This is a genomic window from Qipengyuania algicola, from assembly GCF_042492175.1.
Taxonomy (GTDB): domain Bacteria; phylum Pseudomonadota; class Alphaproteobacteria; order Sphingomonadales; family Sphingomonadaceae; genus CAJXSN01.
This window is the reverse complement of record NZ_CP170453.1, coordinates 2554005-2579332: the sequence shown is the minus strand read 5'-3', so window position 1 is coordinate 2579332 and position 25328 is coordinate 2554005. Positions and strand designations below refer to the sequence as shown.

Genomic DNA, 25328 nt, shown 5'->3' with positions numbered 1-25328 from the left:
TGCGCCCGCCGCGCGTTACCTCTTCGCGTTCGTCGTCAAGAAAGCTCAGCTGTCGTCGCCATCATAATCATCGGAAAAATCGACATTTTCTGCAGGCTGCACGGTCGAAATCGCATGCTTGTAGGCCAGCTGCACATATCCATCGCGCTCCAGCATGACGCAGAACGGATCATACGCGGCGATCCGTCCCTGCAGCATCACTCCGTTCACGAGAAACATCGTTACTTGCACTTCCGCATCGCTGACCTTGGCCAGAAAGACATCCTGCAGCAGGCGTTGTTTCCGGTTTCCTGCCTGGCTGGCGAACTGATCCGGATCGATCGCTGGCCCCGGCATGATCGTGCTGATCGCATGCTTGTAGACAAGCTGCGACTGCCCATCCCGGCGAAGCAGCATGGAGAAATTGTCAAACCATGTGACAATGCCCTGCAGCTTCACGCCCTTCACCAGAAAGACGGTGACCGGGGTCTTGTCGCGGCGAAGCTTGTTCAGGAAAACGTCCTGCAAATTGCCGTTCTTTGCAGATTTCTGTCCGCCCCCGCTTTTCCCGCCATCCTCGGCAGGCTGTTTTTCAGGGGCTCTTGGGCGTGCGCTTAAAGTTCTTCCGTCCGACATTTTGCCGTGTCCTTTGTTTTTGGCGCCTGCTTGTGCAGTCCGCATTCTGGTCGCGCTCAAGGCGCTTCCGGTTCGCCGAACCAATTGGTCCGGACGGTCGTAAGTAAGAACCATTACACTAATGCGACGGTTCCGAATTCCTTCTAATCGCTATTCTTGCGGTCAGTCATCCCCAAAAGTTTCAATTTGCGATGAAGCGCAGAGCGTTCCATGCCGATAAAACTGGCCGTCTTGGATATATTGCCGGAAAAGCGGCGGATCTGGATGCCCAGATACTCGCGTTCGAAGTTTTCCCGGGCTTCGCGTAGCGGCACACCCATCATGCTGGACATGCCCGTCCCTCCGCCAATCTTGCCGCTGGTTACCTCCGCAGGGAGCATGTCGGGCTGCACTTCCTCCATCCGGTCGCGCGGAGACAATATGACCGTCCGCTCGACGACATTGCGCAATTGCCGCACATTTCCGGGCCATTCATAGGCCTGCAGGGCCGCCATAGCCTCTTGCGTGATAACAGGAGCGCGGATGCCCTGCTCGGAAGCATAGCGGGTGAAGAAATGCTCCGCCAAAGCAGGCACGTCATCGCGCCTTTCCGCGAGTGACGGAATCGTCACCGGGACGACATTCAATCTGTAGAACAAGTCTTCTCTGAAGCGCTTTTCCTCAATCTCTTTCTGCAAATCGCGCGAGCTGGAAGAAACCACGCGGACATCAACACCGATCTGCCGCGATCCGCCGACCCGGACGAAACTCTGCTCCGTCAGCACACGCAAGATACGCGCCTGTGTCGCCAGCGGCATGTCGGCCACTTCATCGAGATAGAGCGTTCCTCCATCAGCCTTTTCAAGCAGGCCGGCACGCACCAGTTTGCCGTCGGCTTCCTCGCCAAACAGCTCATGCTCGAACCTGTCGGACGTAATTCGCGCCGAGTTGACCGTCACGAAGGCATGTCCTGAACGCGGGCTCCACCCATGAAGCAGGCGCGCGGCAACTTCCTTGCCCGCTCCTGCCGGACCAGTCACCAAAACGCGGCTGCCCGTATTGGCCACTCGCTTCAGCGTGGCGCGCACCTGGTTGATGGCCGTGGAGTTACCGGTGAACTCGTCGCTCGCCGTCATGCCCTCGCGCAGGCGGATATTCTCGCGCCGCAACTGCTCTGTCTCGGTGGCACGCCCGACCAGCATCAACAGGCGTTCGGCCTCGAATGGCTTCTCCAGAAAATCCATCGCCCCGCGCGACACTGCCGCAACGGCCGTGTCGATATTGCCGTGGCCGGAAAAAATGATCACCGGCAGTTCGGGCTCCCGACTCTTGATCGCATCAAGCACTTCGAGACCGTCCATTTTGCTGCCGTGGAGCCAGACATCGAGCAGCACGAGGCTCGGCCGGCGCTCGTCGATCATTTCCAATGCGGTCGTGCTGTCTCCGGCGGTGCGGCACTCGAAGCCTTCGTCGCTCAGCACTCCCGACACAAGATCGCGAATATCCTTTTCGTCATCGACTACCAGAATTTCGAGGGCCATCAGGCGGGTTTCCTTAGGTTTTGACGTGTCAATTTCGGTGCGTGGGGTTCTGCGCAATCGCGGAGGCACGGTTGCAAGATCATTCGGCGGCCTCACGGTCGGAAACGGCCGGATTGCGAGCAAAGCGCATCGATACGCGGGTTCCGGTATCACCGTGTTCTGCGCGGCCAAAACTCATCACCCCGCCATGTTCCTCAACGATCTTGTTGACGATGGCGAGGCCCAGTCCGGTGCCCTTTTCACGCGTGGTCACATAGGGTTCGAGCAGGCTCTCGCTTTCCTGCGGCAGGCCAATCCCGTTGTCCTCGACCGCGATGTCGACCCACCTATCATCCGAAGCGAGAGTGACGCTGATCTTCCCGCGAAAATCGGGCTCGGCGCCTGCTAGCCGTGCCTCCACAGCCTCTCCGGCGTTCTTCAGCACGTTGGTCATCGCCTGCGCGAATTGATGCCGGTCGCAGGCAATGTCGATTTCTTCTCCGGCATCCCCCCCGTCCTCGTTGGTCCCATCGGAGCGCAAGACAAAATCGATCTCCGGATGTGCGACTTCCTGCAAGAACAGCGATTGCCGCACCAGATCGCGGGCATCCTCCTGCCGGAAGACGGGCTTCGGCAAACGCGCAAAGCTGGAAAATTCGTCGACCATCGTGCGCAGCTGGCCGACTTGGCGCACGATGGTGTTGGTGAGTTCATCGAACAGGTCGCCATCCAGCTCGATCTGGCGGCGATACCGGCGTTTCAGCCGTTCTGTCGCCAACTGAATTGGCGTCAGCGGGTTTTTGATTTCATGCGCAATCCGCCGCGCAACGTCGGACCATGCGGCCTGTCGCTGGTCGAGCAATTGCCGTGTGATGTCCTCGAATGTGATCACGAACCCGCCAGCAGCCGGCGCGACCTTCACAGCCAGTGTGACGATCTCCTCGCCCTTGTCGAAGCTGACCACGCCCTGCCCAATGCCCGATTGCACCAGCGCGCTCATCTGCGGTGCCAGACTGTCGAGCGAAAGTCCCTCCGCCGACTGGACGCCGCGCGGAAGCAGCAGCGACTGGGCAGAGCCGTTCATCAGCAGCACATTGCCAATTGGGTCGACAGATATGATCCCGGCCGTGATCGATTCCAGAAGAGCTTCCATAAAGCTGCGTCGGTCATCAAGCTGAAGGTTGGCCGCCTTCAGATCATCGGTCTGGGATTCGATCTGGGCCGTCATCCGGTTGAATGCGCGGTTGAGCAGCCCGATTTCATCGGCGCCCCTGCGGCCTTCTACGCGCAATGCGAAATTGCCTGCCCCCACCTGCCGAGCGGCTGCAACCAAATCGGTTAGCGGTTCCACCTGCCGGTCTGCGAAACGCAGCGCAAACCACACTGCGAGGCCAACGAGAAAGAGACTCACGAAGAAGAGCGCCAGATTAAATCGCAATTGCAACGCACGCGCTCTGCTGGTCAAAACGTCGTACTGGGAGACAACCGAACTGGCCCGCTCCCACTGGCTGAACGACAAGGCCTGCGAGTTGCGCGCATTGTAGAGATAGATGCCGCGCTCGGTATCGATAGGCGCAACGGCTTCGATCCGGGTTGCGTCCGCAAACACGGCGACCGGCTCGTCATTGGCGAACATTTCCAATGCGAGCTGACCGCGTTCTGCCGGGTTCGAATCCTCGCGCAGATTGAATGCAGCTGCCGTGGTGAGCGAGCCGTCCGGGAAAGCCTGAAGCACCGCCGATTCGTTGATTTCGCGACCCTGCATTTGGTAGCTGAAGTCTTCCAGGAATTCGTTGTTGGTCAGGTCCAGACGGTCGGCCCGCGAGAAATAGAAACGCAGATCGCCAGCCATGGTGACCGTCTCGTTCGCCACTTCCAGCTGGTTCTGTTCGTAGTAGCCGCGCGCCAGCTCGTTCGCGTTCTCCATCAATCCGCGCGAATTGCCCGAGAACCAGAAATCGACCCCCGATTGAAACAGGACGGCGGCAAAACCGGCCACCAGCAGTGTGGGCACTGCGGCGATCAACGAGAAAAGAAAAACCAGTCTGACATGCAGGCGCGCCGTGCTGCCAGCGGCGCGTTTCAACGCGAGCCTGCGCCCGATCAGCACAAGCAAGCCCATCGCGGGGATCATTGTCCCGATCAGCAAGGTTGCGACCTGCTGGGTTGGAAGCAGCTGCCCGTCCGGCGGCGCTCTGTCGAAAGCCAGCCAGGTGGTCGCGATCATTGTGCCGAGTGCCGCGAGCGTTACCAGCTCGAGCACGAGGAAAAAATTTGCACGCCGCGACGCAACCACGAACCGGCGCATCCAGCGCGGGCTCCGATTGTCGGACGGGTTCATTGAAGCTTCCATCGTTGCGCAGTTACAACAGTGGTGTGGCTTTTGCGCAAGTAGATATTTCCGAAAAGCGCTCAGTCAGCCGCGCGTAGTGAACTGCTCGGCGTTTATGCCGAGATCGGTCAAACGCTTGCGCAGCGTGTTCCGATTGATGCCCAGAACGGCCGCGGCACGCAATTGGTTACCGCCTGTGCGCAGCAAAACTTCCTCGAACAGCGGCTTTTCAAACGCCGCCGTAGCCATCCGGTGCCATGCACCATCAGGCGGATTGGTCTGCGTGAGCCAATCTTGCACCGGGGCAGTCAGGTCGGCCCCGTCGCCCGAGCCCTCTCGCGACCATTCGAACGCGCCACCACGCGCGACGATATCCGACACCACATCGGCATCGATAACATCCTCGCGGGACATGATCGCAAGCCGGAATACCAGATTGCGTAGCTCGCGGACGTTGCCGCGCCAGGGGAGCTTGGCCAACCCGGCAATTGCCTCTTCGGTCAATCCACGCCGAGGCAACCCTTCCTCTGCAGCCTGCGCCATAAAATGCGTCGCCAGCATCCCGATATCCTCGCGCCGCTCGCGCAGTGGAGGCAACTCGATCGGAACCACGGCGAGCCGGTAATATAGGTCTTCGCGAAAAGTCCCTGCTGCGATCATGGGAGCCAGATCGCGGTTGGTCGCGGTGACGATGCGCACGTCAATCGCCACGTCCTGTCGTCCACCGACCCGCCGAATGCGGCCCGATTGCAAAGCACGCAATAGCCTGGTCTGTGCCTCTACCGGCATGTCGCCGATTTCATCGAGAAACAACGTGCCCCCATTGGCTTGCTCGAATTTACCGATGGCCTGCGTGGCGGCTCCGGTGAATGCGCCGCGTTCGTGACCGAACAGTTCGCTCTCTATGAGATCATGGGGAATGGCGGCTGCATTGACTGCGACAAACGGCCCGGTCTTGCGGTGGCCCAGCTGGTGGATCGCCTCTGCGACCAATTCCTTGCCCGTGCCGCTTTCGCCGGTGACCAGCACTGTCAGATCGTTACGCAGAACGCGCGCGATCATGCGGAAGACGTCCTGCATTGCCACACTGCGTCCGACCAGCGGCATGCCGTCGCCCGCCTGCTCGCCAACCACAGCATCCGCCCCCACGCCCGCTGCCTGGCGGACGGCGCGCACCAGTTCGTCGAGATCGAAGGGTTTGGGGAAATATTCAAAGGCTTCGTTTTCGCTGGCCCGAACGGCGGTATCCAGCGTGTTCTGGGCCGACAGGACGATGATTGGCAAAGCGGGATAGGATTGGCGCACTCTGCCAAGCGCCGACAGTCCATCGCCATCTTCCAACATCACATCTGTGAGCATCGCTGCGTAGCTGTTCTTCGCCAACAGCTCGTCCCGCGCGGCGATGGCGGCGCAGCGATCAACCTGATACCCTTCGGCCTCCAGCGCAGAGACGATGACGGTGGCGATACCGGCATCATCCTCGACCAATAGAATGCGCGTATTGCCGGTCATATCGGTTCCTTCATTTCGGCAAGATGGACGCTGAACCGTGTGATTTCCGCCCGCCGGTCTCGCTCATGTGCAATCCGCCCATCCATATCACGCACCAGCTTGCGAACGAGAGCCAGACCGAGGCCCTGCCCTCCCTGCTTGGACGTCACAAAGGGCTCAAAAATCCGGTCTGCAATCGCGGGATCAATGCCGGGTCCGTTATCGGTGATTGAAACCTCTATCGGCAGCGCGACCGAGCGTCCCCTGCCCCTTCTCAGGACATTCATCACCAGACCCGTGACATAGCGCGTGCGGATTTTGACAATCGGGTCTTCATTTTCCGAACATGCATCCCGCGCATTGCTCAACAGATTGATCAGCACTTGTTGCAAGGCATCGCGGCTTGCCATCACAAGAGGCAGGGACGGATCGAATTCTTCCTTGAACGTGACCGGCGGCGCGCCCTCGATCGAGCGCACGACCCCCAAAGCATTGCGAATAGCCTCGTGCAAATTCACCGGCGTCAGGGGATCTTCCTGCGTACTCCCCAGCGCCTGCATCCGATCGATCATGCGGGCGATCCGGTCGACCTCTTCGGTGATAAGTGTTGCCAGCTCCCGCTCTCTTTCCGGCAGTTTGCGCGCGAGCAATTGCCCTGCCCCGCGAATGGCGGCCAGGGGATTTTTGATTTCGTGCGCAAGTACGGCCGGAGCAGCGATGCCGGCTGGTTCGGGATCGTCCTCCATGCTTGCCTGCCCGGCATCGGACAGCGTCACCACACGCCATCCGTCAGACGATGCTACAGGGGAAAGGGTCAGATTGACCGTGAGCGTTGTATCGCCTCTTGCGAGTGGCAGGCCTCGCGCCGTCAAACGCGCTTCAGGATCACGCAAGCGCGAAGCTATACGCGTGTCCGACAGCGGCATTACGTCGGTGAAATTGCGCCCGATGATGCGCGCGGCGCCCATGCCCAGCAAATCCTCTGCCGCCTGATTGGCTTGCCGGATGATGCCATCCCCGTCGATCAAAAGGAACGCAAAGACCAAACCGGAGATTTGTGCGGCGGGATCGGGAATTCCTGTCCCACCCACAGGGCCGGCTGTCACGCCGCCCTGCGCCGCATGAATGGCGTGTAGAACCTCTCGAGCTCGCCCAGAACCTGATCCGGATCATCGATGAAATTGACGTGGTTCCGGAACTCTGCCGATCCATGCATTCCCTTGGTGTACCAACCCAGATGCTTGCGCGCGACTTTGGCCCCGACATCGCGGCCATACAGATCCAGCATGCCCTGATAATGCTCGATCACCGTCTCGTATTGTTCATCAAAGCTGGGGGTCGCGAGCAACTCGCCGGTCTTCCACCAGTGCATTACCTGACCCAGCAACCACGGCTTTCCATAAGCCCCGCGACCGATCATCAAGCCGTCGGCACCCGATTGTTCCAGAGCCGCAGCAGCATCGTTCACGGTGCAGATATCGCCATTGACGATCACCGGGATCGAGACCGCTTCCTTCACCTTGCTGATGAAAGACCAGTCGGCACTGCCCTTGTACATCTGGTTGCGCGTGCGCCCGTGCACAGTGATCATCTTGACGCCGATATCTTCGGCAATTTTTGCAAGTTCCGGTGCGTTCAGGCTTGCGTGGTCCCACCCCATTCGCATCTTGACCGTCACGGGCACATTCACAGCCTTGACCGTGGATTCCATCAGCTTGGTCGCAAGCGGCACTTCACGCATCAGTGCACTGCCAGCCATGCCATTGGTGACCTTGCGCACCGGGCAGCCGAAATTGATGTCGATGATGGCCGCGCCGCGATCCTCGTTGAGTTTGGCCGCTTCACCCATACTGACGGGGTCGCAGCCGACCAGCTGCATCGATACCGGGTCTTCGGTCGCGTGCCATGCGGCCTTCTGGATGCTCTGCCGCGTGTCACGGATTGCCGCCTGACTCGCTATCATTTCCGTCACATTCAGCCCCGAGCCATAGCGCCGCACAAGCGTGCGGAAAGGCATGTCCGTCACCCCTGTCATCGGGGCGAGAACAACCGGAGTATCAATCGTTACCGGGCCGATCTGGATGGGCTTCGGAGAAACGGGGGGCTGGACAAGTGTCATGCTGTTTGGATTCTGCCTAAATATTGGGCAGCCACCTAGTGGATTGCGGACCATCCCGCAAGCGCGTAGCGGCGTTTGCGCATGACAGACACGCCCGTCCTCCCCGCTTTTGCAGCCATTATTGTCGCCGCCGGACAAGGTCTTCGTGCGGGCCAACCTGTACCCAAGCAGTTCACCCTGTGGCGCGGCAAGCCAGTGCTACGCCATTCGGTCGAGCGGTTAGTTGCTGCCGGTGCCAGCGAAATCGTGGTGGCTATTCCCGAAGGTGCCGATGCGATTGCGGCAGAAGCGGTTGGCGGAGCCGGATCCGTGCGCTTTGTCACCGGCGGCGCAACACGGCAGCAATCGGTGGCCAAGGCCTTGGCCGTGTTGAAAGACAGCAATCCCGAATATGTGCTGATCCACGATGCTGCACGTCCGCTGGTTCCAGTGGATGTGGTTGCCCGGCTACTCAGCGCGCTCGCTGATCATCCGGGGGCCATCCCTACCCTGCCTGTGGTAGACAGTCTTGCCGTCTCTCAGGACGGAAAAATGGGGGGAAGCGCCGACCGCGACACACTCCGACGAGTGCAAACTCCGCAGGCCTTCCACTTTGGCGCGATACTTCAGGCTCACGACGCTTGGGGCCAAGACACCCCGGCAGGGGACGACGCTCAGGTCCTTGCCGCCGATGGCGGCACAGTCGCTCTGGTCGAAGGCGACGAGGCGCTGCACAAACTGACATTCGCGGAGGACTTTATGACGAACGCCCCGCCCGTCCGAACCGGTATGGGTTATGACGTCCATCGACTTTCCGAAGGCGAAGAACTCTGGCTTTGCGGGATCAAGATAGACCACTCGCACGGGCTTGCCGGACATAGCGATGCCGATGTTGGGCTTCATGCCATTACCGATGCCATTCTGGGCGCAGTCGCGAAGGGTGATATCGGGCAGCACTTCCCGCCCAGCGATCCACAATGGGCGGGGGCTTCATCCGACCAGTTCCTCGCCCATGCAGCGCGACTGGCGACAGAGGCAGGCTATGAAGTGGGCAATATCGATCTGACCCTGATTTGCGAGGCACCAAAGATCGGCCCCCACCGCGAGGCAATGCAGACGCGGATCGCCGCTATTCTGGGGACGGGTGTCGATTGCATCAGTGTGAAGGCCACGACCACCGAACGGTTGGGCTTCACTGGCAGAGGCGAAGGCATCGCTGCGCAGGCCGTTGCGACGATGGTATCGGGGGCTTAAAGCGGGATCATGACCGATGCATTGCTCCCCCAGGATATTGATGACCTTGCCGAGAAGGTGATCGCTGCCAACCGTGACGCGAAACGCACCGTCGCTTTGGCGGAAAGCTGCACCGGAGGGCTGGTCGCCGCCGCCCTTACAGAGGTGCCGGGATCATCGGCGGTGCTGGACCGAGGCTTCGTGACCTATTCCAATGAAGCGAAGATGGAGATGCTGGGTGTCCCCAGCGACATCATCGAAACCTTTGGCGCAGTGTCCATCGCATGCGTGTGGGCGATGGCGCAGGGCGCGCTGGAGAAAAGCGGAGCGGATGTCGCCGTGGCGATCAGCGGCGTGGCAGGCCCCGGAGGCGGGACTGTGACGAAGCCGGTAGGTACGGTCGTGTTCGCCCGCGCAATCCGGAATTCCGAAGGCGAGCCGGAAGGTGAGCTCAAGAAATTCGGGGATCTTGGCCGAGCAGAAATCCGCCGTCAGGCAACGCTTTGTGCGCTGGAATTGCTGCTGCCATAAAGCGCATTGGCCCGCGTCTCGAAAGCCTCCACCATTCTGCGAAAGGCCCGGTCAAAATACTGGCCCGCCAACCGTTCGAAGACCCGGTTCTTGAACGTGAATTCGACACAGAAATCGATCCGGCATCCACCTGCGGGCAAAGGCTCGAAACCCCAGGTGTTATCGAGATCGCGCAGCGGCCCGTCGACATAGTGCACACGCAGAAAATTGGGCCGGTCCTTCTCCACGCGGGAGGTAAAACTCTCCCGGATCGCCTTGAAGCCCACCACCATATCGGCGACCATCTCGGTCTCGTTTTCCGACCGGACGCGGGTGGCAATGACCCACGGCAGAAACTCGCGATAGCGGCCCACATCGGCGACCAGATCGAACATCTGCTCGCAGCTATAAGGCAGGTCGCGGGTCTCGCGGATACCCGGCATCAGCTGCGCTTTTTGGCCAGCTGTGCCTCCCGCGCGGCTTTCATTTCGGCAAAGTCATCGCCGGCATGATAGCTGGAACGCGTTAGCGGAGTGCTCGCAACCTGCAGGAAGCCCTTTGCACGGGCGATTGCACCGAATGCGTTGAACGCCTTGGGCGTGACGAAGTCTTCGACCTTGGCGTGCTTGGGGGTCGGTTGAAGATACTGGCCCATGGTCATGAAATCGATATCGGCGCAGCGCATGTCGTCCATCACCTGATGCACTTCCAGGCGCTGCTCGCCCAGGCCCAGCATAATGCCGGACTTGGTGAAGATCATCGGGTCGTGCCGCTTCACTTCCTCCAGCAAACGCAGCGACGCGTAATAGCGCGCGCCCGGCCGGATGGTGGGATAGAGTCGCGGCACAGTCTCCAAATTGTGATTATAGACGTCAGGCCCCGCCTCGCAGATGGCCTCCACGGCGGCCCGCATTTTGCCGCGAAAATCGGGCGTCAGGATCTCGATTGTGGTGTTCGGGGTCTCGCGGCGCAGGGCCTTGATGACCTTCACGAATTGCGATGCACCGCCATCGGGTAGGTCATCGCGGTCGACGCTGGTGATGACAATGTGCTCCAGCCCCATCTTCGCCGCAGCAACCGCGGTATTTTCGGGCTCCATCGGATCGACAATCCGGGGCATGCCGGTCTTCACATTGCAGAACGCGCAGGCGCGAGTGCAGACATCGCCCAAGATCATCACGGTCGCATGCTTTTTCGTCCAGCATTCGCCGATATTGGGGCAGGCCGCCTCTTCGCACACCGTGTTCAGATTGAGCTCGCGCATCAATTTGCGCGTTTCGTGATAGCCCTTGCTGACCGGCGCTTTCACTCTGATCCAGTCAGGCTTGCGCTGCCGAACAGGCCGCTCTTCTTCGGGTGACGGTGCGTTCGAAAGATCGTTCATGCTCGTGTATCTAGGGCGCATGGAGAGTGCCCGCAACCAAAGTGTGGGCAATGTGCAGGCGGCCCTGCTAACTGCGCTTGCCCCCCTGCCCACCACCATCTACCAAAGACGGTATGGATGCTGCAGCCCTTCAGACGTTCACGTCACCTGTCGTCTTGTTCTTTGTGCTGGGGCTGTTCGCAGCCTTTGCCCGTTCGGATCTCGCGATACCGGAGGCGCTGGCGAAAGGTATGTCGCTCTATCTGATGGCCGCCATCGGCCTGAAGGGCGGCGTTGCTGTTTCGAAGTCGGGGCTGGATTCGACCATCGGGCTTGCCTTGCTGGCCGGCATCGCGGCGAGCTTTCTCATGCCTCTTATTGCCTTCGCTGTTCTGAAAGGTTTCGGGAAGCTGGACCGGCTGAATTCGGGCGCTGTCGCTGCTCATTACGGCTCTGTCAGCGTGGTCACATTTGTAACGGCGGTCGAAATCTACGAAGCCCAATCCATGCCGCCCGGCGGCTTCATGGTCGCAGTGATGGCAGCCATGGAAACGCCCGCCATTCTCACAGGCTTGCTGCTCGCCAGAAGCGCCGCGAGCGGGGAAAAGCGACCCGCAGGCGAGATGTTTCACGAGGTCTTCTTCAATGCCTCCGTAGTCCTGCTGCTGGGCGCGTTCGCAATAGGCGCGGTTTCAGGTGCCAGCGGTTTCGAGGATGTCAGCCCCTTTTTCGAAGCCGGTTTCAAAGGCGTGCTTTGTCTCTTTCTGCTAGACATGGGCTTGATTGCCGCACGCCGTATCATGGATGCGAAATCGCTCACTTGGCGCTTGGCTGTTATCGCGATCGCCATCCCGCTGCTGAACGGTGCAATCGGAACATTTGCCGGTGCGGCAATCGGGCTGGATGTTGGCTCCACCGCGGCCCTGGGCGTCTTGTGCGGCAGCGCAAGTTACATTGCTGTGCCTGCTGCCATGCGTCTTGCCCTGCCAGAGGCTGATGCCGGGATTTATCTGACAATGTCGCTCAGCATCACCTTCCCGTTCAATATCCTGATCAACATCGGCCTGATCGGCGCCGTCGCCAACGCGCTTGTCGGCCCCGGAGGCATGATGCTATGATTGAAACCGTTATCCGGAAACGGATTGAAATCCTGACCGATACGGCCCTTGTCCGCCGAATAACCAAAGCCATTGATGACGCAGGAATAACCGGCTGGACGATCACGCCGGTTCAATCGGGCAAAGGCAGAGATGGCCATTGGCGCGAGGAACGCGTTACCGGTTCCGACAAGGTTTTTGTTTTGACGATTGCGCCTCAGGACAAAGCCATGGCGCTGGCAGAGGCCTTGGCCCCCAGCCTCTCTTCGCACGGTTTCCTGCTCACCATGTGGGATATCGAGGTGATCCGGGGCGAGCGTTTCTGATGCCTGAATTTGCCGAACTGCTGCGCGGCTACCACCGCTTTCGCGAGAACAGCTACCCACAGCAACGCGCGCGGTATGACGAGCTGGTCGAGCAGGGCCAACACCCTAAACTCATGGTCATCGGCTGCTCCGACAGCCGCGTTGATCCCGCGCAGATTTTCGATGTCGATCCGGGCGAGATATTTGTCGTCCGCAACGTTGCCGCGCTGGTGCCCCCGTTCGAAACCAATCCCGGCTATCACGGTGTATCCGCGGCCATAGAATACGCTGTGCAGGTGCTGGAGGTGAAGCAGATCGTCGTCATGGGCCATGGTATGTGCGGCGGGTGCAAGGCGGCTCTGACCGGCGAAATGGACGGCAATCCCCCGGGAGAAGGCGGCTTTGTTGCCAACTGGATTTCGCTCCTGGCCGACGCGCGGGAGCCCGTTGCCGAGAAGTTCGGTACCAAGGGTCGGGAAGCGGAACGGGAAATGGAACTAGCGGCCGTGCGACTGAGCCTGCGCAACCTGCTCACCTTCCCGTGGGTGAAAGACAAGGTGGACAGCGGCGCGCTAAAATTGCGCGGGGCATTTTTCGCGATTTCAGAAGGCGTTCTGCATCACCTCGAGCAAGACGACGATGAATTTGTCGCTATCGAATGACTTGCCCAGCGCATCGCTCCCCTCCATGGACGCGGCATGTCCGAACTTGATGCCAAAAATATCGCCCTTCTTATCGATGCCGATAACGTCAATCCCAAGGGGATCGACAGCGTCCTGACCGTTCTGGCGGAGCTGGGGCAGGTCAATATACGCCGCGCCTACGGCAACTGGGCGAAGGACGCGTTGAAGAAGTGGGGCGACATCACCAATCGCTATGGCATCCGCCCGCACCAGCAATTCGATCTGACTCGCGGCAAAAACGCCACCGATATGGCGATGAGCATCGATGCGGTTGACCTGCTCTATCAGGGCAAGGTCAACGGGTTCGGGATCATGAGCAGCGACAGCGATTTCACGCCGCTGGTCACACGGCTGCGGCAGGACGGCCTGCCCGTCTATTGCTTTGGCGACAGCAAGACGCCCCAGGCTTTGAGGACCGCCTGCACCCGCTTTATCGACATAAACAAGCTGATGCAGGGGGACAAACGTTCGCAGTCGGGCAACAACCAAAAGTCTTCGCCCAAGAGGAGCGGTGACGGCGCTATCGACGCCTCCGGCGTCAATGATGACGGTATCGAGGACGAGCTGATCGAACTGCTTGGCGAGGCTTGGAAAGCCTCCGACCGTGATGATGAAGGGTATGCGCGGCTTCAGCAGGTCGGGCAAATTGCCGGCAACCGCTCGAGCTTTGATGTGCGCAATTACGGCTTCAAGCAATTGTCTGAAATGGTGCGCTCGCTTGACCGTTTCGACATCAAGCGCGGGGATGACGGACAGCTCTATGTCCGGCGCCTGCGATAACCTTTCCGCAAGCGCCATTTTTTCCCGGGCCAAGGGTAAGCCCAAAAGAAAACGGCGCGGATCCAATGGACCCGCGCCGCATTCGTTCGGTTGAACCGGCTGGTTAAGTGACCGGCTGCTCATCAGTGGCTGTGGCTGCCGCTGTCGGTGTTGCGATGCTGTCCGCATACGCATCCCACAGCAGCGCGATGGCCTTCCGGTCACCTTGAACCTTGGCGAAAGTCGCCTTGGCTTCGGCTGTCTTGCCCTGATCCACCTGGGCGATGCCCAGACGCGTCAGTGCGCGCTGGGTATCCGTGCCTTCCTTGGCCAAGGCCATGGTGTAGAATTCTTCGGCCAAGGCAGCTTCACCGTAATTCAGATAGGCATCGCCGGTTGCCATCACCAGCGTCGAGCTGGCTCCGGCCTTCCGGGCGTCGGCAGCCAGCTTCGGCAGTTCGCTGCGGTCAGCCGCAACGCGCTTGCTGGCATTGCCGCGAACTTCGGCGACGTAGGGGTCGGTACCATCGATGCTGCCATCGGCTACACCCTCGGCGAGCACCGCCACCACTTCACCCGGCAAGCGGCGGAAATCGGCCGCGTCGACATAATCGAAGTAATCACGCTGGTCGCGCAGCACATCCGCACGGCGGGCAAGGCGCAACAGATCGAGCGTTTCCTGCGGCTGATACTGCAGCAGATTGCGCTGGATTGCGACCGCATCGCTCCAGGCGCTTTCGCTCGGGAACATGTTCACATACATAATGCTGTAAAGCACGGCATCATTGGCCAAATTGGCCTGATAGGCCACCGAAAGACCGCGCTTGATCCAGCCCTCATCGACTTCAAGCCCTGCCGACTGACGCGCATTGATCGCATTCCGCAGATAATTCAGGCCCTCAGCATTACGACCCTCGTTGAAATAAGTTTCTGAAATCAGACCGGCGAGGCTGTTGCCATCGGCACCGGCCTCGATAGCCCGCTCCAGATACGTGCGGGATGCATCGTAATTCTGAAGATTGTACGACAGCTGGCCTGCGATTGTGTTGTAGGAAGCCAATTTGTCGGCGCTGGTCTTGCCGCTTTCCAGCATCATCTTGACGCCTTCGAACTGCGTCGCCTGTTCCTGCAGCTGCGCACCGACATTGAAGTAGATACCGCCGAGCACATACTTATCGTCCGGCGTTTGCGCCGCTGCCAGAACACCAGGCAGTGTTGCCTTGATCGCGCTGTAATCGGGCGCGTCGGCATTCAGGCTTGTTTCCAGCGGCTTGTAAGCCGCGATGAAGCCGTCCGAATAGTCAGGTTTGGCCGCCTTTTCTTTCTTTTTCTTCTGAGCGTGGGCCGGTGCCTCAAGCGCGGTTACGCCGATGGCGGTGCCGCACATCAACGCGATTGCGAGAGCGACATTGGCGCCCGGGCGGCGGGTATTACGAAGGGGTTTGAACATTCTATTTTCTCCCAAGAAATTCGGAAATCTGCACTCCGGCCAATTAGCTGCTGCACGGAATCAAACGCGCGAGCAAGCCGGTGGTGCCGGATCGTTGAAAACACACTAGCGACAGGGCGCTGAACAGCAATTGAATGACGCACTGCAACATAATCCCATGCGCCGGTTCGGATATGTGGAAAACAACGGTCTGAGCCCCCATCTGACACAGGCGAAGGTAGCCCATCGGGCGCATCTCCACTACCTTGGAACGCATATAAGGCGGCATATTTTCGTGCCCGCCCACAGCCATTCAGCGAGACCTTAGTTGAGCGACGAAATCGACACCCTCCCCGCCCCGCATCCTTTGGGCAATTTCGAACGCGTCGACATCGTCGACGAGATGAAGGAAAGCTATCTCGATTACGCCATGAGCGTGATCGTCAGCCGCGCTCTGCCGGACGTGCGCGACGGGCTGAAGCCGGTCCACCGCCGTATTCTCTACGCCAGTCAGGAAGGCGGCTTTGTCGCCGGTCGTCCCTATCGCAAGAGCGCCAAGATCGTCGGCGATGTGATGGGCAATTATCACCCGCACGGCGACAGCGCGATTTACGACGCATTGGCGCGGATGACGCAGGATTGGTCCCTGCGGGTGCCCCTGATCGATGGTCAGGGCAATTTCGGCAGCATGGATCCCGATCCACCGGCCTCCATGCGCTATACCGAGGCGCGTTTGGCCAAGGTTGCCAATAGCCTGCTGGAGGATCTCGACAAAAACACCGTCGATTTCGCGGACAATTACGATGGCTCGCTGAAAGAACCGACCGTACTGCCTGCCCGCTTCCCCAATCTGCTGGTCAATGGCGCTGGCGGTATCGCGGTCGGCATGGCAACCAACATTCCGCCCCACAATCTGGGCGAGGTGATCGACGGCTGCTTTGCCTTCCTCGGCAATCCGGCGATCACGTCGGAAGAGCTTGTCGAATACATCCCCGGTCCCGATTTCCCGACCGCTCCACTCATTCTGGGTCAATCCGGTGCGAAGTCGGCCTATACCACTGGGCGCGGCTCCATTCTGATGCGTGCGCGGCACGAAATCGAGGAGCGCAGCGGGGACCGGCAGACGATCGTCCTCACATCGATCCCGTTCCAGGTGGGCAAGAACAACCTCGTCGAGAAGATCGCCGACGCCGCAAAGGAAAAGCGGATCGAAGGCGTGTCCGACATCCGCGACGAATCCTCCCGCGAAGGCGTTCGGGTGGTCATCGAGCTGAAGCGTGATGCTTCCGCCGATGTCGTTCTCAACCAGATCTGGCGTTACACACCTGCACAGGCCAGCTTCCCGGCCAATATGCTGGCAATCCGTGGCGGGCGTCCGGAAACGTTGATGCTCCGGGAGATTATTCAGGCGTTTATTTCCTTCCGCGAGGAAGTGATTACACGCCGGACCAAGTTCGAGCTGAACAAGGCCCGCGAAAGGGCGCATGTCTTGCTCGGTCTCGTGGTCGCGGTGTCCAATATGGACGAAGTGGTCGCCATGATCCGCGGCTCCTCCAATCCCAAGATCGCCCGCGAGAAATTGCGCGCGAAGGAATGGCCGATTGGCGAGATCGCTCAATATATCCGTCTGGTCGAAGCGATCGAACCGGATGCCGAGCAGGAGGGCGGCACGTATCGTCTGTCCGAACGACAGGTAAAAGCTATTCTCGACCTGCGCCTCCACCGCCTGACCGCGCTGGGCCGCGATGAAATCGGCGACGAGCTGAAAGAGCTGTCGCTGGCCATTGAGGAATATCTCTCGATCCTCGCCGACCGGGTAAAGCTCTATGGCGTGCTGCGCGACGAGCTTCAGGAAATCCGCGATCAATACGCCACGCCGCGCATCAGCGAGATCGCGCCCGCATGGGATGGTCTCGACGATGAAGACCTGATCGAGCGCGACGAGATGGTCGTAACAGTGACGCATGACGGCTATATCAAGCGCACGCCGCTCTCGACCTTCCGCGCCCAGAATCGCGGCGGCAAGGGCCGCGCCGGCATGGCGACCAAGGAAGCCGATGCCGTGCGCGAGATGTTCGTCACCAGCACGCACAATCCGGTGCTGTTCTTCTCGACACACGGCAAAGTCTATCGCCTGAAAGTCTGGAAGCTGCCCGAAGGCGGGCCAGCAACACGCGGACGGCCGATCATCAATCTGCTGCCAGCGCTGGATGAAGGCGAAACCATCGCCAATGTCCTGCCGCTTCCGGAAGACGAAGAAAGCTGGGGCGCTCTTAACGTCGTCTTCGCCACCGCGCTGGGCAATGTCCGCCGCAACAGCATGGACAGCTTCACCAACATCCCGTCGAACGGCAAATTTGCCATGAAGTTCGAGGATGCGAGCAAAGACCGGCTGATCGGGGTCGCCTTGCTCGAAGCAGGCGACGACGTGCTGTTGGCCACCCGCATGGGCAAGGCCATTCGCTTCTCCGGCGAAGATGTGCGCGAATTCGTTTCTCGCACTTCCACCGGCGTGCGCGGCATGAAGTTCAAGGAGAACGATGACGAAGTGGTTTCGCTCTCCATCCTGCATGGCGGCACCGCTACTCCGGAAGAGCGCGACGCCTATCTGAAGCTCGCTCCATGGAAGGCCGATGAGGACGCCGCGCCGCTTTCAGAAGACCACCAAACCATGGCCGATGAAGAGCAGTTCATCCTGACCGTTTGCGCCAATGGCTACGGCAAGATGTCCTCCGCCTACGAATATCGCCGCGCCGGGCGCGGCGGCATGGGCATCACCAATATCGACAACATCAAGCGCAACGGCCCTGTTGTCGCCAGCTTCACCGCCACCAAAGCGGATCAATTGCTGCTGGTGACCGATCAGGCCAAGCTGATCCGCATCGGCCTTGATAGCATGCGGGTGATCGGGCGCAGCTCGTCCGGGGTCCGGCTGTTCGATGTGGCGGACAAGGAGAAGGTCGTCAGCGCGGTCCGGATCGACGAGCAGGAAGCCCCGGAAAACGAGGCCGAAGAGCTGATCACCGAAGAACTGGTCGAGAAACGCGGTGGTGAAGACGAGACCACTCCAAAGACGACCATGGACCGCGACAGCAATGAGGGCGAGCCACCGCCAGAGTAAGGAGCGCGACATGGGCATAACGGTCGAGCCAAGCGGGCAATCCTGCGGCGCACGGATCACGGGCGTCGATCTGGCGGGCGAACTTGCTCCGTCCACCGTAGCGGCCATTCGCGAGGCATGGCTGGAACACCGCGTCGTGGCCTTCCCCGGACAGACGCGGATGGACGACGACGCGTTGGAGCACTTCACCGTAGCGATGGGCGGATTTGGCGAGGACCCGTTCTTCGATCCGATCCCCGGGCGAACGCATATCGCGGCCATCTTGCGTGAGGCCGACGAACAATCGCCGTTGTTTGCCGAGAACTGGCATTCTGACTGGAGCTTCCTGCCCCGCCCCCCTGCGGGAACCTGCCTGCGCTCCATCGAAATCCCGCCAGTGGGCGGGGATACCCTGTTCGCAAACCAAATCGCGGCATTTGATGCCCTTTCCGATGATCGTAAGGCCCATCTGCGCACGCTCACCGCGATACACAGCGCACGCGCTGCTTACGCGCCAGACGGAGCGTATGGCGAAAAGGACGAGGGCCGCAGCATGGCCATTCGCCCTGACGCAAGCGCCCGCGAAACATGCACCCACCCGTTGGTCCAGCGTCACCCTGAAACCGGCGAGGAAGCGCTTTTCAGTTGCTTTGGCTACATCATCGGGATCGAGGGCATGGCGGATGCCGAAGCTATTGCCCTGCTTACAGAGCTCTATCACTGGCAATCACGCGAGGAGTTCGTTTATCGCCACCGCTGGGAGCCGGACATGTTGATCCTGTGGGACAATCGGAGCGTTCTTCACCGCGCCACAGGAGGATATGAAGGCCACCGGCGCGAATTGCACCGGACCACTATTGCGGCGCATTAGTCTCCGGTGAAGCCCGGGTGCCTGAGCGTCTGCACCACCCCTGTCGCGATCAGGAACTGTCCTGCAAAGTAAATCGGCCAGACCAGCAGGTCGCCGAGCTGCTCCAACTGGAGCGGTCCCATCCGCGCAAATATCAGCAGATCGGATATCACAAAGAGGACAGCGCCCAGACCGACGCGGTAACGGGGAAACGCGCTCCACCATGCAGCGGCTGCCATTCCGCCCAGCGAGAGGGCATAGAGCACGACGCTCCAGTCGAAGGTCAGGAACCATGAGATAACCGGGGTGAGCACAAGCAACGCCAGACCGGCCATTTTCTGACTGGCCACAGGGCTTGGTCTGGGATGCCGGAGATAGAGCGCAATGGCAGCAACATGCGCGGCAAAAAAGGCAGCGCCTCCGATCAGGAAATCGAGCTCTATCCCCATGTCCCCCACGGCAGATAGCGCCATGACCAGCCCGATCAGAAAACCACTCACCCCTTGCGCACGCCACCAGCAATAGGCCGCAAGCGCTGCCGCGCCCGCACCCTTCAGCAATATCAGATAGGCCCCGCCAATCTGGCTGTCGGCGAGAAAGTAATACGCCACAGCGGCCACAAGCGCCATCAGCAGCCACGGCCTTTCATGGGCCAAAGTGTGGTTGGAAACGGGAAGCTGGTCCATAGTCTCTCTCGCTAGGGCTTGCAGGCCGGTATGGGCAAGACCTAGATGCGCGGCCGTAAGGATAGAGCTAACCATGACACACGACATCCAAATTATCGGCGGCGGATTGGCCGGCAGCGAAGCGGCGTGGCAACTGGCGCGGCGGGGCTTCAGGGTGCGCCTGTCGGAAATGCGCGGGACGGGCGAGATGACCCCCGCTCATCAGACCGATGGTCTGGCGGAACTGGTGTGCAGCAATTCCTTCCGCTCCGACGATGACGAGAAAAATGCGGTCGGCCTGTTGCATCACGAAATGCGGCGACTGGATTCGCTGGTGATGCGGGCTGGAGAGGTAGCGCGCGTGCCCGCCGGATCGGCAATGGCGGTGGACCGCGATGTATTTTCCGCCGAAGTGCAGAAGGCGCTGGAAGAACATCCGAATATCACCATCGTTCGCGAACGGGTGGATGCCCTTCCCACCGATCATCCGGCGATTGTCGCGACCGGCCCGTTGACCGCCGCTGCCTTGGCGCAAAGCATTGTCGGCGCAACCGGTCAGGAACGGCTCGCTTTCTTCGATGCCATCGCGCCGATCGTGCACCGCGACAGCATCAATATGGACGTATGCTGGGTGCAATCGCGGTGGGACAAGACCACCAGCGCCTCCAACCCCGAAGGCGATTACATCAACTGCCCGATGACGAAGGAGCAGTATCTCGCCTTTCACCAAGGGCTGATGGATGGCGAGAAGACAGAGTTCAAAGAGTGGGAAGAGGACACGCCGTATTTCGATGGCTGTATGCCGATCGAGGTCATGGCCTCGCGCGGGGTCGAGACGTTGCGCTATGGCCCGATGAAAGGCGTCGGCCTCGACAATCCGCATGATACATCGGAGGAATTTCCGCAGGGCAAATGGCCCTATGCCGTCGTTCAGTTGCGGCAGGACAACAAGCTGGGGACGCTTTGGAACATGGTCGGTTTCCAGACGAAGCTGAAATATGGCGCGCAAGTGGAACTGTTCCGCACCATTCCGGGGCTTGAGAATGCCGAGTTTGCCCGGCTCGGCGGACTGCACCGCAACACGTTCTTGAACTCGCCGATGGTGCTTGACCGTCAGCTTCGATTGAAAGGCATGGAGCGCATCCGCTTTGCCGGGCAGATCACCGGCTGTGAAGGCTATGTCGAAAGCTCTGCTGTCGGTCTGATGGCAGGTATGATGGCGGCTGCGGAGCTGGCGGGCGAAAAGTGGACCGCCCCGCCCCGCACCACGGCGCTCGGTGCTTTGCTATCGCACATCACCGGCGATGCCGAGGCAGCAACCTTTCAGCCGATGAACGTGAACTTCGGCCTCTTCCCGCCGCTCCACGAGGTGAAGAAGAAGCAGCGAAAAGAAGCCTACACCTCACGCGCAAAGGCTGACTTGGGTGAATGGTTGGCCGAATTGGAAGCCGTGCCTGCGTAGCCGGACAATCAGCACCGGCAAGCCGGCTTTGGCTTTCGCTTGGGCGCGGTTGTAGCAAATTCGGCCTGCGTCAGCTTGCGGTCGCGATTGGCATCGGCCCCATCGAACTTGGTCGCGGTAGACACGGCCCATTCTTCAAAGGTCAGGAGATTGTTGCCATCCTTGTCGAGCTTCTTGAACGCGCTGGTGCGGGTGGACAGCATTTCGGACCGGGTAATGGATAGGTCACGGTTGCGGTCATAGCGGAAGAAACGGCGTTGCTCGCGACTTAGCTGGGTCGCCTCGGGCGGCGTCGGTCCGCGCAGATCACCCGGATCGCTCTCGGGCAGCTCGGGCTCAGCCGGTTCCTCGGTGGCAGTCGGTTCAGGCTCCGGCGGAGGCGCTGCCTCTTCCACCTGTGCCCTGCCCTGCCACCAGAACATCCCCACACCCGCCAGCATCAATGCCAGCACGGCGCCCAATATCATTCGATCCATCGCATCCCCTTGTCCCTGTCCTCACCTCCCGATTAGGCCAGTTCGCACAGCAAGGGCAAGGCTGGGCAGCCCGTCCAGCATGGGGCGCTTTTTCGATGCAGCGCGCCGACCAAGATTGCCGAGCACTGCGAACGGTCGCAGAGAACGCGGGAGGCGGACAGGCTGGTCAATTGAGACTGAGTTCAGCGGCAGCTCAAAGCCTCTGTCCCAGAGATCGCCCCATGTGAACTGCACCGCTGATGCAGCAAAAGCGCCGTCATCCGGCGATACCCCGACAACGCTCGCCAACGCGTCCCATGAAGCAGCACGGCCCGCAGCAAAACGCTCCGCCCCCTGCGCATCCAATTCCTCGCCAGCCACCAACTCCTCCCAGCCATCCACCAGACTCCCCAGCTGCGCTGCTGCCCCGCCCCATTGTTCCAAACGGGCCAGAAGCGGCTCACCCGCAGGCCATTCGTCCGGTGCCTGCGCGAACCGATCACGCCACCAGGCGAGCTTCATCTGCGCAATAATCGGCTCGCTCGCCTCGCGTACGGCCCGCCCTAACCGCGCATCGAGAGCGAACAGCGTAGCGAACAAATGAGACTCACGGGGGCGCGCTGAAGCCAAGGCGACCCGGTACACCGGCGGCAAATGTTCGAGAGAACTTTCATCCATCTACTCAACCATCGCACAGGCGTTGCCCACTTCAAAATGCCCAATTCCTCCTTAACGGTCTGATTACCAATTAAAGCTATCCACGAGCGCAAACAAAATACGGTCGCGGGAAATCGGTAATCCGAAGGTAAGAAAGATGAAGCGCATTCAGCATTTGATCTCGGCAGTCCGGCGCTCCCGCACCGGAAACGCCGCCACCCTGCTCGCTCTGGGCCTGCCCATGCTGGTGGGCGGAACGGGCTTCGCAGTAGATACCGCCCAATGGTACCTGTGGAAGCGCGAGCTCCAATATGCCGCAGATCAGGCTGCGATCGCCGGCGCGTGGGCCCGATCGGACAGCGGGTCGAGCAGCGCCTATGCCGCGCGGGCGGACAAGGAGTTCAACTCCAATCTGGACATCACATCGGACTTCGCCGCCACGCCTGTCGTGGGACTCGCTGATTGGGACGGGGAAACCGACGCAAGCGTTACCGTGGAAGTGACCGCATCCCGGCAGCTGCCATTCTCCAGCTTCCTGACCAACGAAGCCGCCACGATCCGCGTCCGCGCTCAGGCCGCTGTGGTTCCGGGTGAAGATTTCTTCACTTGCATGCTGGCCGTCGACCCAAGCGCCAGCGGCGCCTTCGAGCTGGGCGGGAACACTTCGGGCAACGCCCCTTGCGGATTCGGTGCGATTTCCAACAGCGGCACCGCAATGGTGAAGAACGGTAATCCTAGCGCCTGGGCGGGCCAGCTAATCTCCAATGGCGGGATCGAGGACGGGTATGACGCTAACGGCGAGATTTTCGATAATGTCGGAAGCCTGTCCGACCCGTTCGCTGGCATCACGCCGCCAAGCGACACCACTTCGCGGACTTATTCCTGCCCCACAGCAACGGGCGGCAGCAGCACGGCAACGGCCACAGTGACAACCGTAACGTACTACGATTATCAGTACTATATCGGTAAGAATCCGTCGCAAGCGACCTATGACGCTGGCTATGCTGGGCCAAATTCCGACTATACGACCAGTGCGGGACCGGTCACTGAAACAGTTGCGGTTGGTACGACAAATGGCGCAAGCACGACGCAAAGCCCGAGCTCGTTCAACAAGAAAGATCTCAACCTAGTCGGAGGCTCCGGCAATAAGAAGGTCTACGAATGGCTGCAGCAGACGATCACCAAGACCTACAGCAATGTAACGACCACAACGACCGGCGGTAGCGACGGGATCGCTCGGCCGGAACCGGGCACTTACGGTGATATCAACATCGCCTGCACGACCGAATTCCAGCCTGGCGTATACACAATCACCGGTGAACTGGACTTCGGCCAGAACCAGGTCGTGACAGGTAGCGATGTCCTGTTCGTCATCACTGGCAGCGGAAGGTCCTCGATCAACAGCAAATCGGAAATCAACCTGAGCGGGATTACCGACAACACCTTGCAGACAGTCTACGGCCTTAGCGCTGCCGACGCGGCCGAACTGGCGGGTATGATCATTTTCGACCCCGAAAGCACCGACGAGTTCAAGGTCAATGGCGGCGCCGACATGGTGTTGAATGGCAACATCTACATGCCGAAACGCAAAGTGACCTTCAACGGCAACTCTGCGCTGTCGGGCGTATGCCTTCAGGTTGTGGCCGGGACGATCAAAATGACCGGCTCCAATACGGTCAACGCGTTTTGCGTGCCTACCATCGCGAACCCCATTCCTGCCGGCACTCGCCGCACATCGGTCAGGCTGGTTGGATGATCCGGCATTTGCACAAAACACTGGCAATCTCGTCGGATACACGGGGCAGCATGGTGGTGGAATCCGCCTTTGTCATCCCGATCCTGCTCATCATGAGTCTGGGCGGTTTTGAAGTCAGCAGCATCGTGGCGCGGCACAGCGAAATGCGCTCGGCGGCATCGGAAGCCGTGGCGCTGGTGCTTTCGACAGAGCCCGAACAGGGCGATGATTTCAGCACCATTGAAGACATCGTCGAAGCGTCGACCGGACTGGCCGATGCCGACGTCACATTGGTTGAAAACTATCGTTGCGGAAACGCCGACGATCTTACGGACGATATGGCTGATTGCGGGTCGAGCGATGTGATCTCCACCTTTGTCGTCATCACCATGAGCGATACCTACTCGCCGATCTGGACCGAATTCGGCGTTGGCAAGGACATCGAAGTCGCGGTCGACCGCACGGTGCAGATCGGGTGAGCGGGATCGCGACATTTGCGCGCCGGCTGCAACGCTGCGATCGCGGCGGTATGCTGATCGAATTCGCCCTGATCGGCCCGGTGGTCATCGGATTGATGCTTGGCGTGCTTCAGGTTGGCGTGGCGCTGCAGAACTATAACGCGGTCCGCAGTGCGGCTGCAGACGCGGCGCGCTACGCCGTGGTCCAGTATCAGGCCGGCAACACGCCGAGCGACGCGCAGATTGAAACTGAAGCGGAAAGCATTGCAACCAGCTCTCCCTACTTCCTGAAGAGCGACCGGCTGGTGCTGGATGTGGATCAAGAGGCGACCCAATCGATTGCCGGTGCGATCGAAATGACGATTTCGGCCACCTACACGCCGGAACTGATCCTGCCCTTTTTCAGTTGGAAAGCGCCTGCGATGACCTATGAGCGCCCGATCTTCGTGCTCGATCCCACCCCGTAATTCGATGAGGGCTTAATTTCTTAACCCTCTTCTTGAACGTAGTAGTCAGTCGCAGTGACTTAATG

24 protein-coding genes are annotated in these 25328 nt (G+C 60.1%); 12 read left to right on the top strand and 12 right to left on the bottom strand.

Annotation, left to right across the window (positions count from 1 at the left end):
• Positions 1-45 precede the first annotated feature (45 nt).
• From hfq to dusB, 6 genes are all read right to left on the bottom strand, one after another.
• Complete coding sequence (gene hfq, locus ACFCW2_RS12265) at positions 46-615, bottom strand: RNA chaperone Hfq (RefSeq protein ID WP_379546754.1); 570 nt, start codon at positions 613-615, stop codon at positions 46-48.
• Positions 616-758: 143 nt separating this feature from the next.
• The gene (locus ACFCW2_RS12260; protein ID WP_379546753.1) at positions 759-2135 is read right to left on the bottom strand and encodes a sigma-54-dependent transcriptional regulator; all 1377 of its coding nucleotides are present in this window, start codon (positions 2133-2135) and stop codon (positions 759-761) included.
• A gap of 79 nt (positions 2136-2214) precedes the next feature.
• On the bottom strand, positions 2215-4455 hold the full coding sequence (locus ACFCW2_RS12255) for a sensor histidine kinase (protein WP_379546752.1): 2241 nt from the start codon (positions 4453-4455) through the stop codon (positions 2215-2217).
• A 75-nt stretch (positions 4456-4530) separates the two neighbouring features.
• The gene (locus tag ACFCW2_RS12250; RefSeq protein WP_379546751.1) at positions 4531-5958 is read right to left on the bottom strand and encodes a sigma-54-dependent transcriptional regulator; all 1428 of its coding nucleotides are present in this window, start codon (positions 5956-5958) and stop codon (positions 4531-4533) included.
• A complete protein-coding gene (locus tag ACFCW2_RS12245; RefSeq protein WP_379546749.1) occupies positions 5955-7043 on the bottom strand; it encodes a two-component system sensor histidine kinase NtrB in 1089 nt (362 codons plus the stop codon). Before ACFCW2_RS12245 ends, ACFCW2_RS12250 begins: the two co-directional genes overlap by 4 nt.
• On the bottom strand, positions 7040-8056 hold the full coding sequence (gene dusB / locus ACFCW2_RS12240; protein ID WP_379546748.1) for a tRNA dihydrouridine synthase DusB: 1017 nt from the start codon (positions 8054-8056) through the stop codon (positions 7040-7042). The genes ACFCW2_RS12245 and dusB overlap by 4 nt, the downstream gene beginning before the upstream one ends.
• Positions 8057-8137: 81 nt before the next feature.
• On the opposite strand from dusB, the gene ACFCW2_RS12235 reads away from it, so the two are divergent.
• Both ACFCW2_RS12235 and ACFCW2_RS12230 read left to right on the top strand, forming a co-directional pair.
• Positions 8138-9289: a bifunctional 2-C-methyl-D-erythritol 4-phosphate cytidylyltransferase/2-C-methyl-D-erythritol 2,4-cyclodiphosphate synthase gene (locus tag ACFCW2_RS12235; RefSeq protein WP_379546746.1), complete on the top strand. Its 1152-nt coding sequence runs from the start codon at positions 8138-8140 to the stop codon at positions 9287-9289.
• A 9-nt stretch (positions 9290-9298) separates the two neighbouring features.
• On the top strand, positions 9299-9799 hold the full coding sequence (locus ACFCW2_RS12230; protein WP_379546744.1) for a CinA family protein: 501 nt from the start codon (positions 9299-9301) through the stop codon (positions 9797-9799).
• On the opposite strand, the gene ACFCW2_RS12225 is transcribed toward ACFCW2_RS12230, so the two are convergent.
• Together ACFCW2_RS12225 and lipA are read right to left on the bottom strand one after the other, a co-directional pair.
• Positions 9760-10221: a type II toxin-antitoxin system RatA family toxin gene (locus ACFCW2_RS12225; protein ID WP_379546743.1), complete on the bottom strand. Its 462-nt coding sequence runs from the start codon at positions 10219-10221 to the stop codon at positions 9760-9762. The two genes, ACFCW2_RS12230 and ACFCW2_RS12225, sit on opposite strands and share 40 nt — an antisense overlap.
• On the bottom strand, positions 10221-11162 hold the full coding sequence (gene lipA / locus ACFCW2_RS12220) for a lipoyl synthase (RefSeq protein ID WP_379546741.1): 942 nt from the start codon (positions 11160-11162) through the stop codon (positions 10221-10223). The genes ACFCW2_RS12225 and lipA overlap by 1 nt, the downstream gene beginning before the upstream one ends.
• 113 nt (positions 11163-11275) lie before the next feature.
• On the opposite strand from lipA, the gene ACFCW2_RS12215 reads away from it, so the two are divergent.
• The 4 genes from ACFCW2_RS12215 to ACFCW2_RS12200 are packed head-to-tail and all read left to right on the top strand — an operon-like array spanning position 11276 to position 14006.
• Positions 11276-12259 (top strand): sodium-dependent bicarbonate transport family permease, encoded by a 984-nt coding sequence (locus ACFCW2_RS12215; protein ID WP_379546740.1) that lies wholly within the window; start codon positions 11276-11278, stop codon positions 12257-12259.
• The gene (locus ACFCW2_RS12210; protein WP_379546738.1) at positions 12256-12564 is read left to right on the top strand and encodes a P-II family nitrogen regulator; all 309 of its coding nucleotides are present in this window, start codon (positions 12256-12258) and stop codon (positions 12562-12564) included. The genes ACFCW2_RS12215 and ACFCW2_RS12210 overlap by 4 nt, the downstream gene beginning before the upstream one ends.
• A complete protein-coding gene (locus ACFCW2_RS12205) occupies positions 12564-13205 on the top strand; it encodes a carbonic anhydrase (RefSeq protein ID WP_379546736.1) in 642 nt (213 codons plus the stop codon). The genes ACFCW2_RS12210 and ACFCW2_RS12205 overlap by 1 nt, the downstream gene beginning before the upstream one ends.
• Positions 13206-13241: 36 nt before the next feature.
• Positions 13242-14006: an NYN domain-containing protein gene (locus ACFCW2_RS12200; protein WP_379546734.1), complete on the top strand. Its 765-nt coding sequence runs from the start codon at positions 13242-13244 to the stop codon at positions 14004-14006.
• Between the two features lie 103 nt (positions 14007-14109).
• Here ACFCW2_RS12200 and ACFCW2_RS12195 read toward each other — a convergent pair whose 3' ends face one another.
• Positions 14110-15435: a hypothetical protein gene (locus ACFCW2_RS12195; protein WP_379546732.1), complete on the bottom strand. Its 1326-nt coding sequence runs from the start codon at positions 15433-15435 to the stop codon at positions 14110-14112.
• Positions 15436-15742: 307 nt separating this feature from the next.
• On the opposite strand from ACFCW2_RS12195, the gene gyrA reads away from it, so the two are divergent.
• Positions 15743-18535 carry a DNA gyrase subunit A gene (gene gyrA, locus ACFCW2_RS12190; protein ID WP_379546730.1) on the top strand — a complete coding sequence of 931 codons (2793 nt, stop codon included), beginning with the start codon at positions 15743-15745 and terminating at the stop codon, positions 18533-18535.
• 10 nt (positions 18536-18545) lie between these two features.
• Positions 18546-19385 carry a TauD/TfdA dioxygenase family protein gene (locus tag ACFCW2_RS12185; RefSeq protein WP_379546729.1) on the top strand — a complete coding sequence of 280 codons (840 nt, stop codon included), beginning with the start codon at positions 18546-18548 and terminating at the stop codon, positions 19383-19385.
• On the opposite strand, the gene ACFCW2_RS12180 is transcribed toward ACFCW2_RS12185, so the two are convergent.
• Complete coding sequence (locus tag ACFCW2_RS12180) at positions 19382-20050, bottom strand: lysoplasmalogenase family protein (RefSeq protein ID WP_379546728.1); 669 nt, start codon at positions 20048-20050, stop codon at positions 19382-19384. The genes ACFCW2_RS12185 and ACFCW2_RS12180 overlap by 4 nt on opposite strands.
• Positions 20051-20123: 73 nt before the next feature.
• Between ACFCW2_RS12180 and trmFO the strand changes: the two genes are divergently transcribed.
• Positions 20124-21491: a methylenetetrahydrofolate--tRNA-(uracil(54)-C(5))-methyltransferase (FADH(2)-oxidizing) TrmFO gene (gene trmFO, locus ACFCW2_RS12175; RefSeq protein WP_379546727.1), complete on the top strand. Its 1368-nt coding sequence runs from the start codon at positions 20124-20126 to the stop codon at positions 21489-21491.
• An 8-nt stretch (positions 21492-21499) separates the two neighbouring features.
• On the opposite strand, the gene ACFCW2_RS12170 is transcribed toward trmFO, so the two are convergent.
• Positions 21500-21967 carry a hypothetical protein gene (locus ACFCW2_RS12170; RefSeq protein WP_379546726.1) on the bottom strand — a complete coding sequence of 156 codons (468 nt, stop codon included), beginning with the start codon at positions 21965-21967 and terminating at the stop codon, positions 21500-21502.
• 21 nt (positions 21968-21988) lie between these two features.
• Positions 21989-22624, bottom strand: coding sequence for a hypothetical protein (locus tag ACFCW2_RS12165; protein WP_379546725.1), 636 nt, complete (start codon positions 22622-22624; stop codon positions 21989-21991).
• A 136-nt stretch (positions 22625-22760) separates the two neighbouring features.
• Here ACFCW2_RS12165 and ACFCW2_RS12160 point away from each other — a divergent pair, with 136 nt between their 5' ends.
• Genes ACFCW2_RS12160 through ACFCW2_RS12150 form a run of 3 tightly spaced genes read left to right on the top strand, consistent with a single transcriptional unit; the run spans position 22761 to position 25263 of the window.
• Positions 22761-24359, top strand: a complete 1599-nt coding sequence (locus tag ACFCW2_RS12160) for a pilus assembly protein TadG-related protein (RefSeq protein ID WP_379546724.1) — start codon at positions 22761-22763, stop codon at positions 24357-24359.
• On the top strand, positions 24356-24817 hold the full coding sequence (locus ACFCW2_RS12155) for a TadE/TadG family type IV pilus assembly protein (RefSeq protein ID WP_379546723.1): 462 nt from the start codon (positions 24356-24358) through the stop codon (positions 24815-24817). Before ACFCW2_RS12160 ends, ACFCW2_RS12155 begins: the two co-directional genes overlap by 4 nt.
• A 50-nt stretch (positions 24818-24867) precedes the next feature.
• Complete coding sequence (locus ACFCW2_RS12150) at positions 24868-25263, top strand: TadE family protein (protein WP_379546722.1); 396 nt, start codon at positions 24868-24870, stop codon at positions 25261-25263.
• Positions 25264-25328 lie beyond the last annotated feature (65 nt).

What these genes read in the sequence shown, in the direction of transcription:
- hfq (WP_379546754.1), bottom strand. Translation starts at nt 615, where the DNA reads ATGTCGGACGGAAGAACTTTAAGCGCACGCCCAAGAGCCCCTGAAAAA.
- ACFCW2_RS12260 (WP_379546753.1), bottom strand. Translation starts at nt 2,135, where the DNA reads ATGGCCCTCGAAATTCTGGTAGTCGATGACGAAAAGGATATTCGCGAT.
- ACFCW2_RS12255 (WP_379546752.1), bottom strand. Translation starts at nt 4,455, where the DNA reads ATGAACCCGTCCGACAATCGGAGCCCGCGCTGGATGCGCCGGTTCGTG.
- ACFCW2_RS12250 (WP_379546751.1), bottom strand. Translation starts at nt 5,958, where the DNA reads ATGACCGGCAATACGCGCATTCTATTGGTCGAGGATGATGCCGGTATC.
- dusB (WP_379546748.1), bottom strand. Translation starts at nt 8,056, where the DNA reads ATGACACTTGTCCAGCCCCCCGTTTCTCCGAAGCCCATCCAGATCGGC.
- ACFCW2_RS12235 (WP_379546746.1), top strand. Translation starts at nt 8,138, where the DNA reads ATGACAGACACGCCCGTCCTCCCCGCTTTTGCAGCCATTATTGTCGCC.
- ACFCW2_RS12230 (WP_379546744.1), top strand. Translation starts at nt 9,299, where the DNA reads ATGACCGATGCATTGCTCCCCCAGGATATTGATGACCTTGCCGAGAAG.
- ACFCW2_RS12225 (WP_379546743.1), bottom strand. Translation starts at nt 10,221, where the DNA reads ATGCCGGGTATCCGCGAGACCCGCGACCTGCCTTATAGCTGCGAGCAG.
- lipA (WP_379546741.1), bottom strand. Translation starts at nt 11,162, where the DNA reads ATGAACGATCTTTCGAACGCACCGTCACCCGAAGAAGAGCGGCCTGTT.
- ACFCW2_RS12215 (WP_379546740.1), top strand. Translation starts at nt 11,276, where the DNA reads ATGGATGCTGCAGCCCTTCAGACGTTCACGTCACCTGTCGTCTTGTTC.
- ACFCW2_RS12210 (WP_379546738.1), top strand. Translation starts at nt 12,256, where the DNA reads ATGATTGAAACCGTTATCCGGAAACGGATTGAAATCCTGACCGATACG.
- ACFCW2_RS12205 (WP_379546736.1), top strand. Translation starts at nt 12,564, where the DNA reads ATGCCTGAATTTGCCGAACTGCTGCGCGGCTACCACCGCTTTCGCGAG.
- ACFCW2_RS12200 (WP_379546734.1), top strand. Translation starts at nt 13,242, where the DNA reads ATGTCCGAACTTGATGCCAAAAATATCGCCCTTCTTATCGATGCCGAT.
- ACFCW2_RS12195 (WP_379546732.1), bottom strand. Translation starts at nt 15,435, where the DNA reads ATGTTCAAACCCCTTCGTAATACCCGCCGCCCGGGCGCCAATGTCGCT.
- ACFCW2_RS12185 (WP_379546729.1), top strand. Translation starts at nt 18,546, where the DNA reads ATGGGCATAACGGTCGAGCCAAGCGGGCAATCCTGCGGCGCACGGATC.
- ACFCW2_RS12180 (WP_379546728.1), bottom strand. Translation starts at nt 20,050, where the DNA reads ATGGACCAGCTTCCCGTTTCCAACCACACTTTGGCCCATGAAAGGCCG.
- trmFO (WP_379546727.1), top strand. Translation starts at nt 20,124, where the DNA reads ATGACACACGACATCCAAATTATCGGCGGCGGATTGGCCGGCAGCGAA.
- ACFCW2_RS12170 (WP_379546726.1), bottom strand. Translation starts at nt 21,967, where the DNA reads ATGGATCGAATGATATTGGGCGCCGTGCTGGCATTGATGCTGGCGGGT.
- ACFCW2_RS12165 (WP_379546725.1), bottom strand. Translation starts at nt 22,624, where the DNA reads ATGGATGAAAGTTCTCTCGAACATTTGCCGCCGGTGTACCGGGTCGCC.
- ACFCW2_RS12160 (WP_379546724.1), top strand. Translation starts at nt 22,761, where the DNA reads ATGAAGCGCATTCAGCATTTGATCTCGGCAGTCCGGCGCTCCCGCACC.
- ACFCW2_RS12155 (WP_379546723.1), top strand. Translation starts at nt 24,356, where the DNA reads ATGATCCGGCATTTGCACAAAACACTGGCAATCTCGTCGGATACACGG.
- ACFCW2_RS12150 (WP_379546722.1), top strand. Translation starts at nt 24,868, where the DNA reads ATGCTGATCGAATTCGCCCTGATCGGCCCGGTGGTCATCGGATTGATG.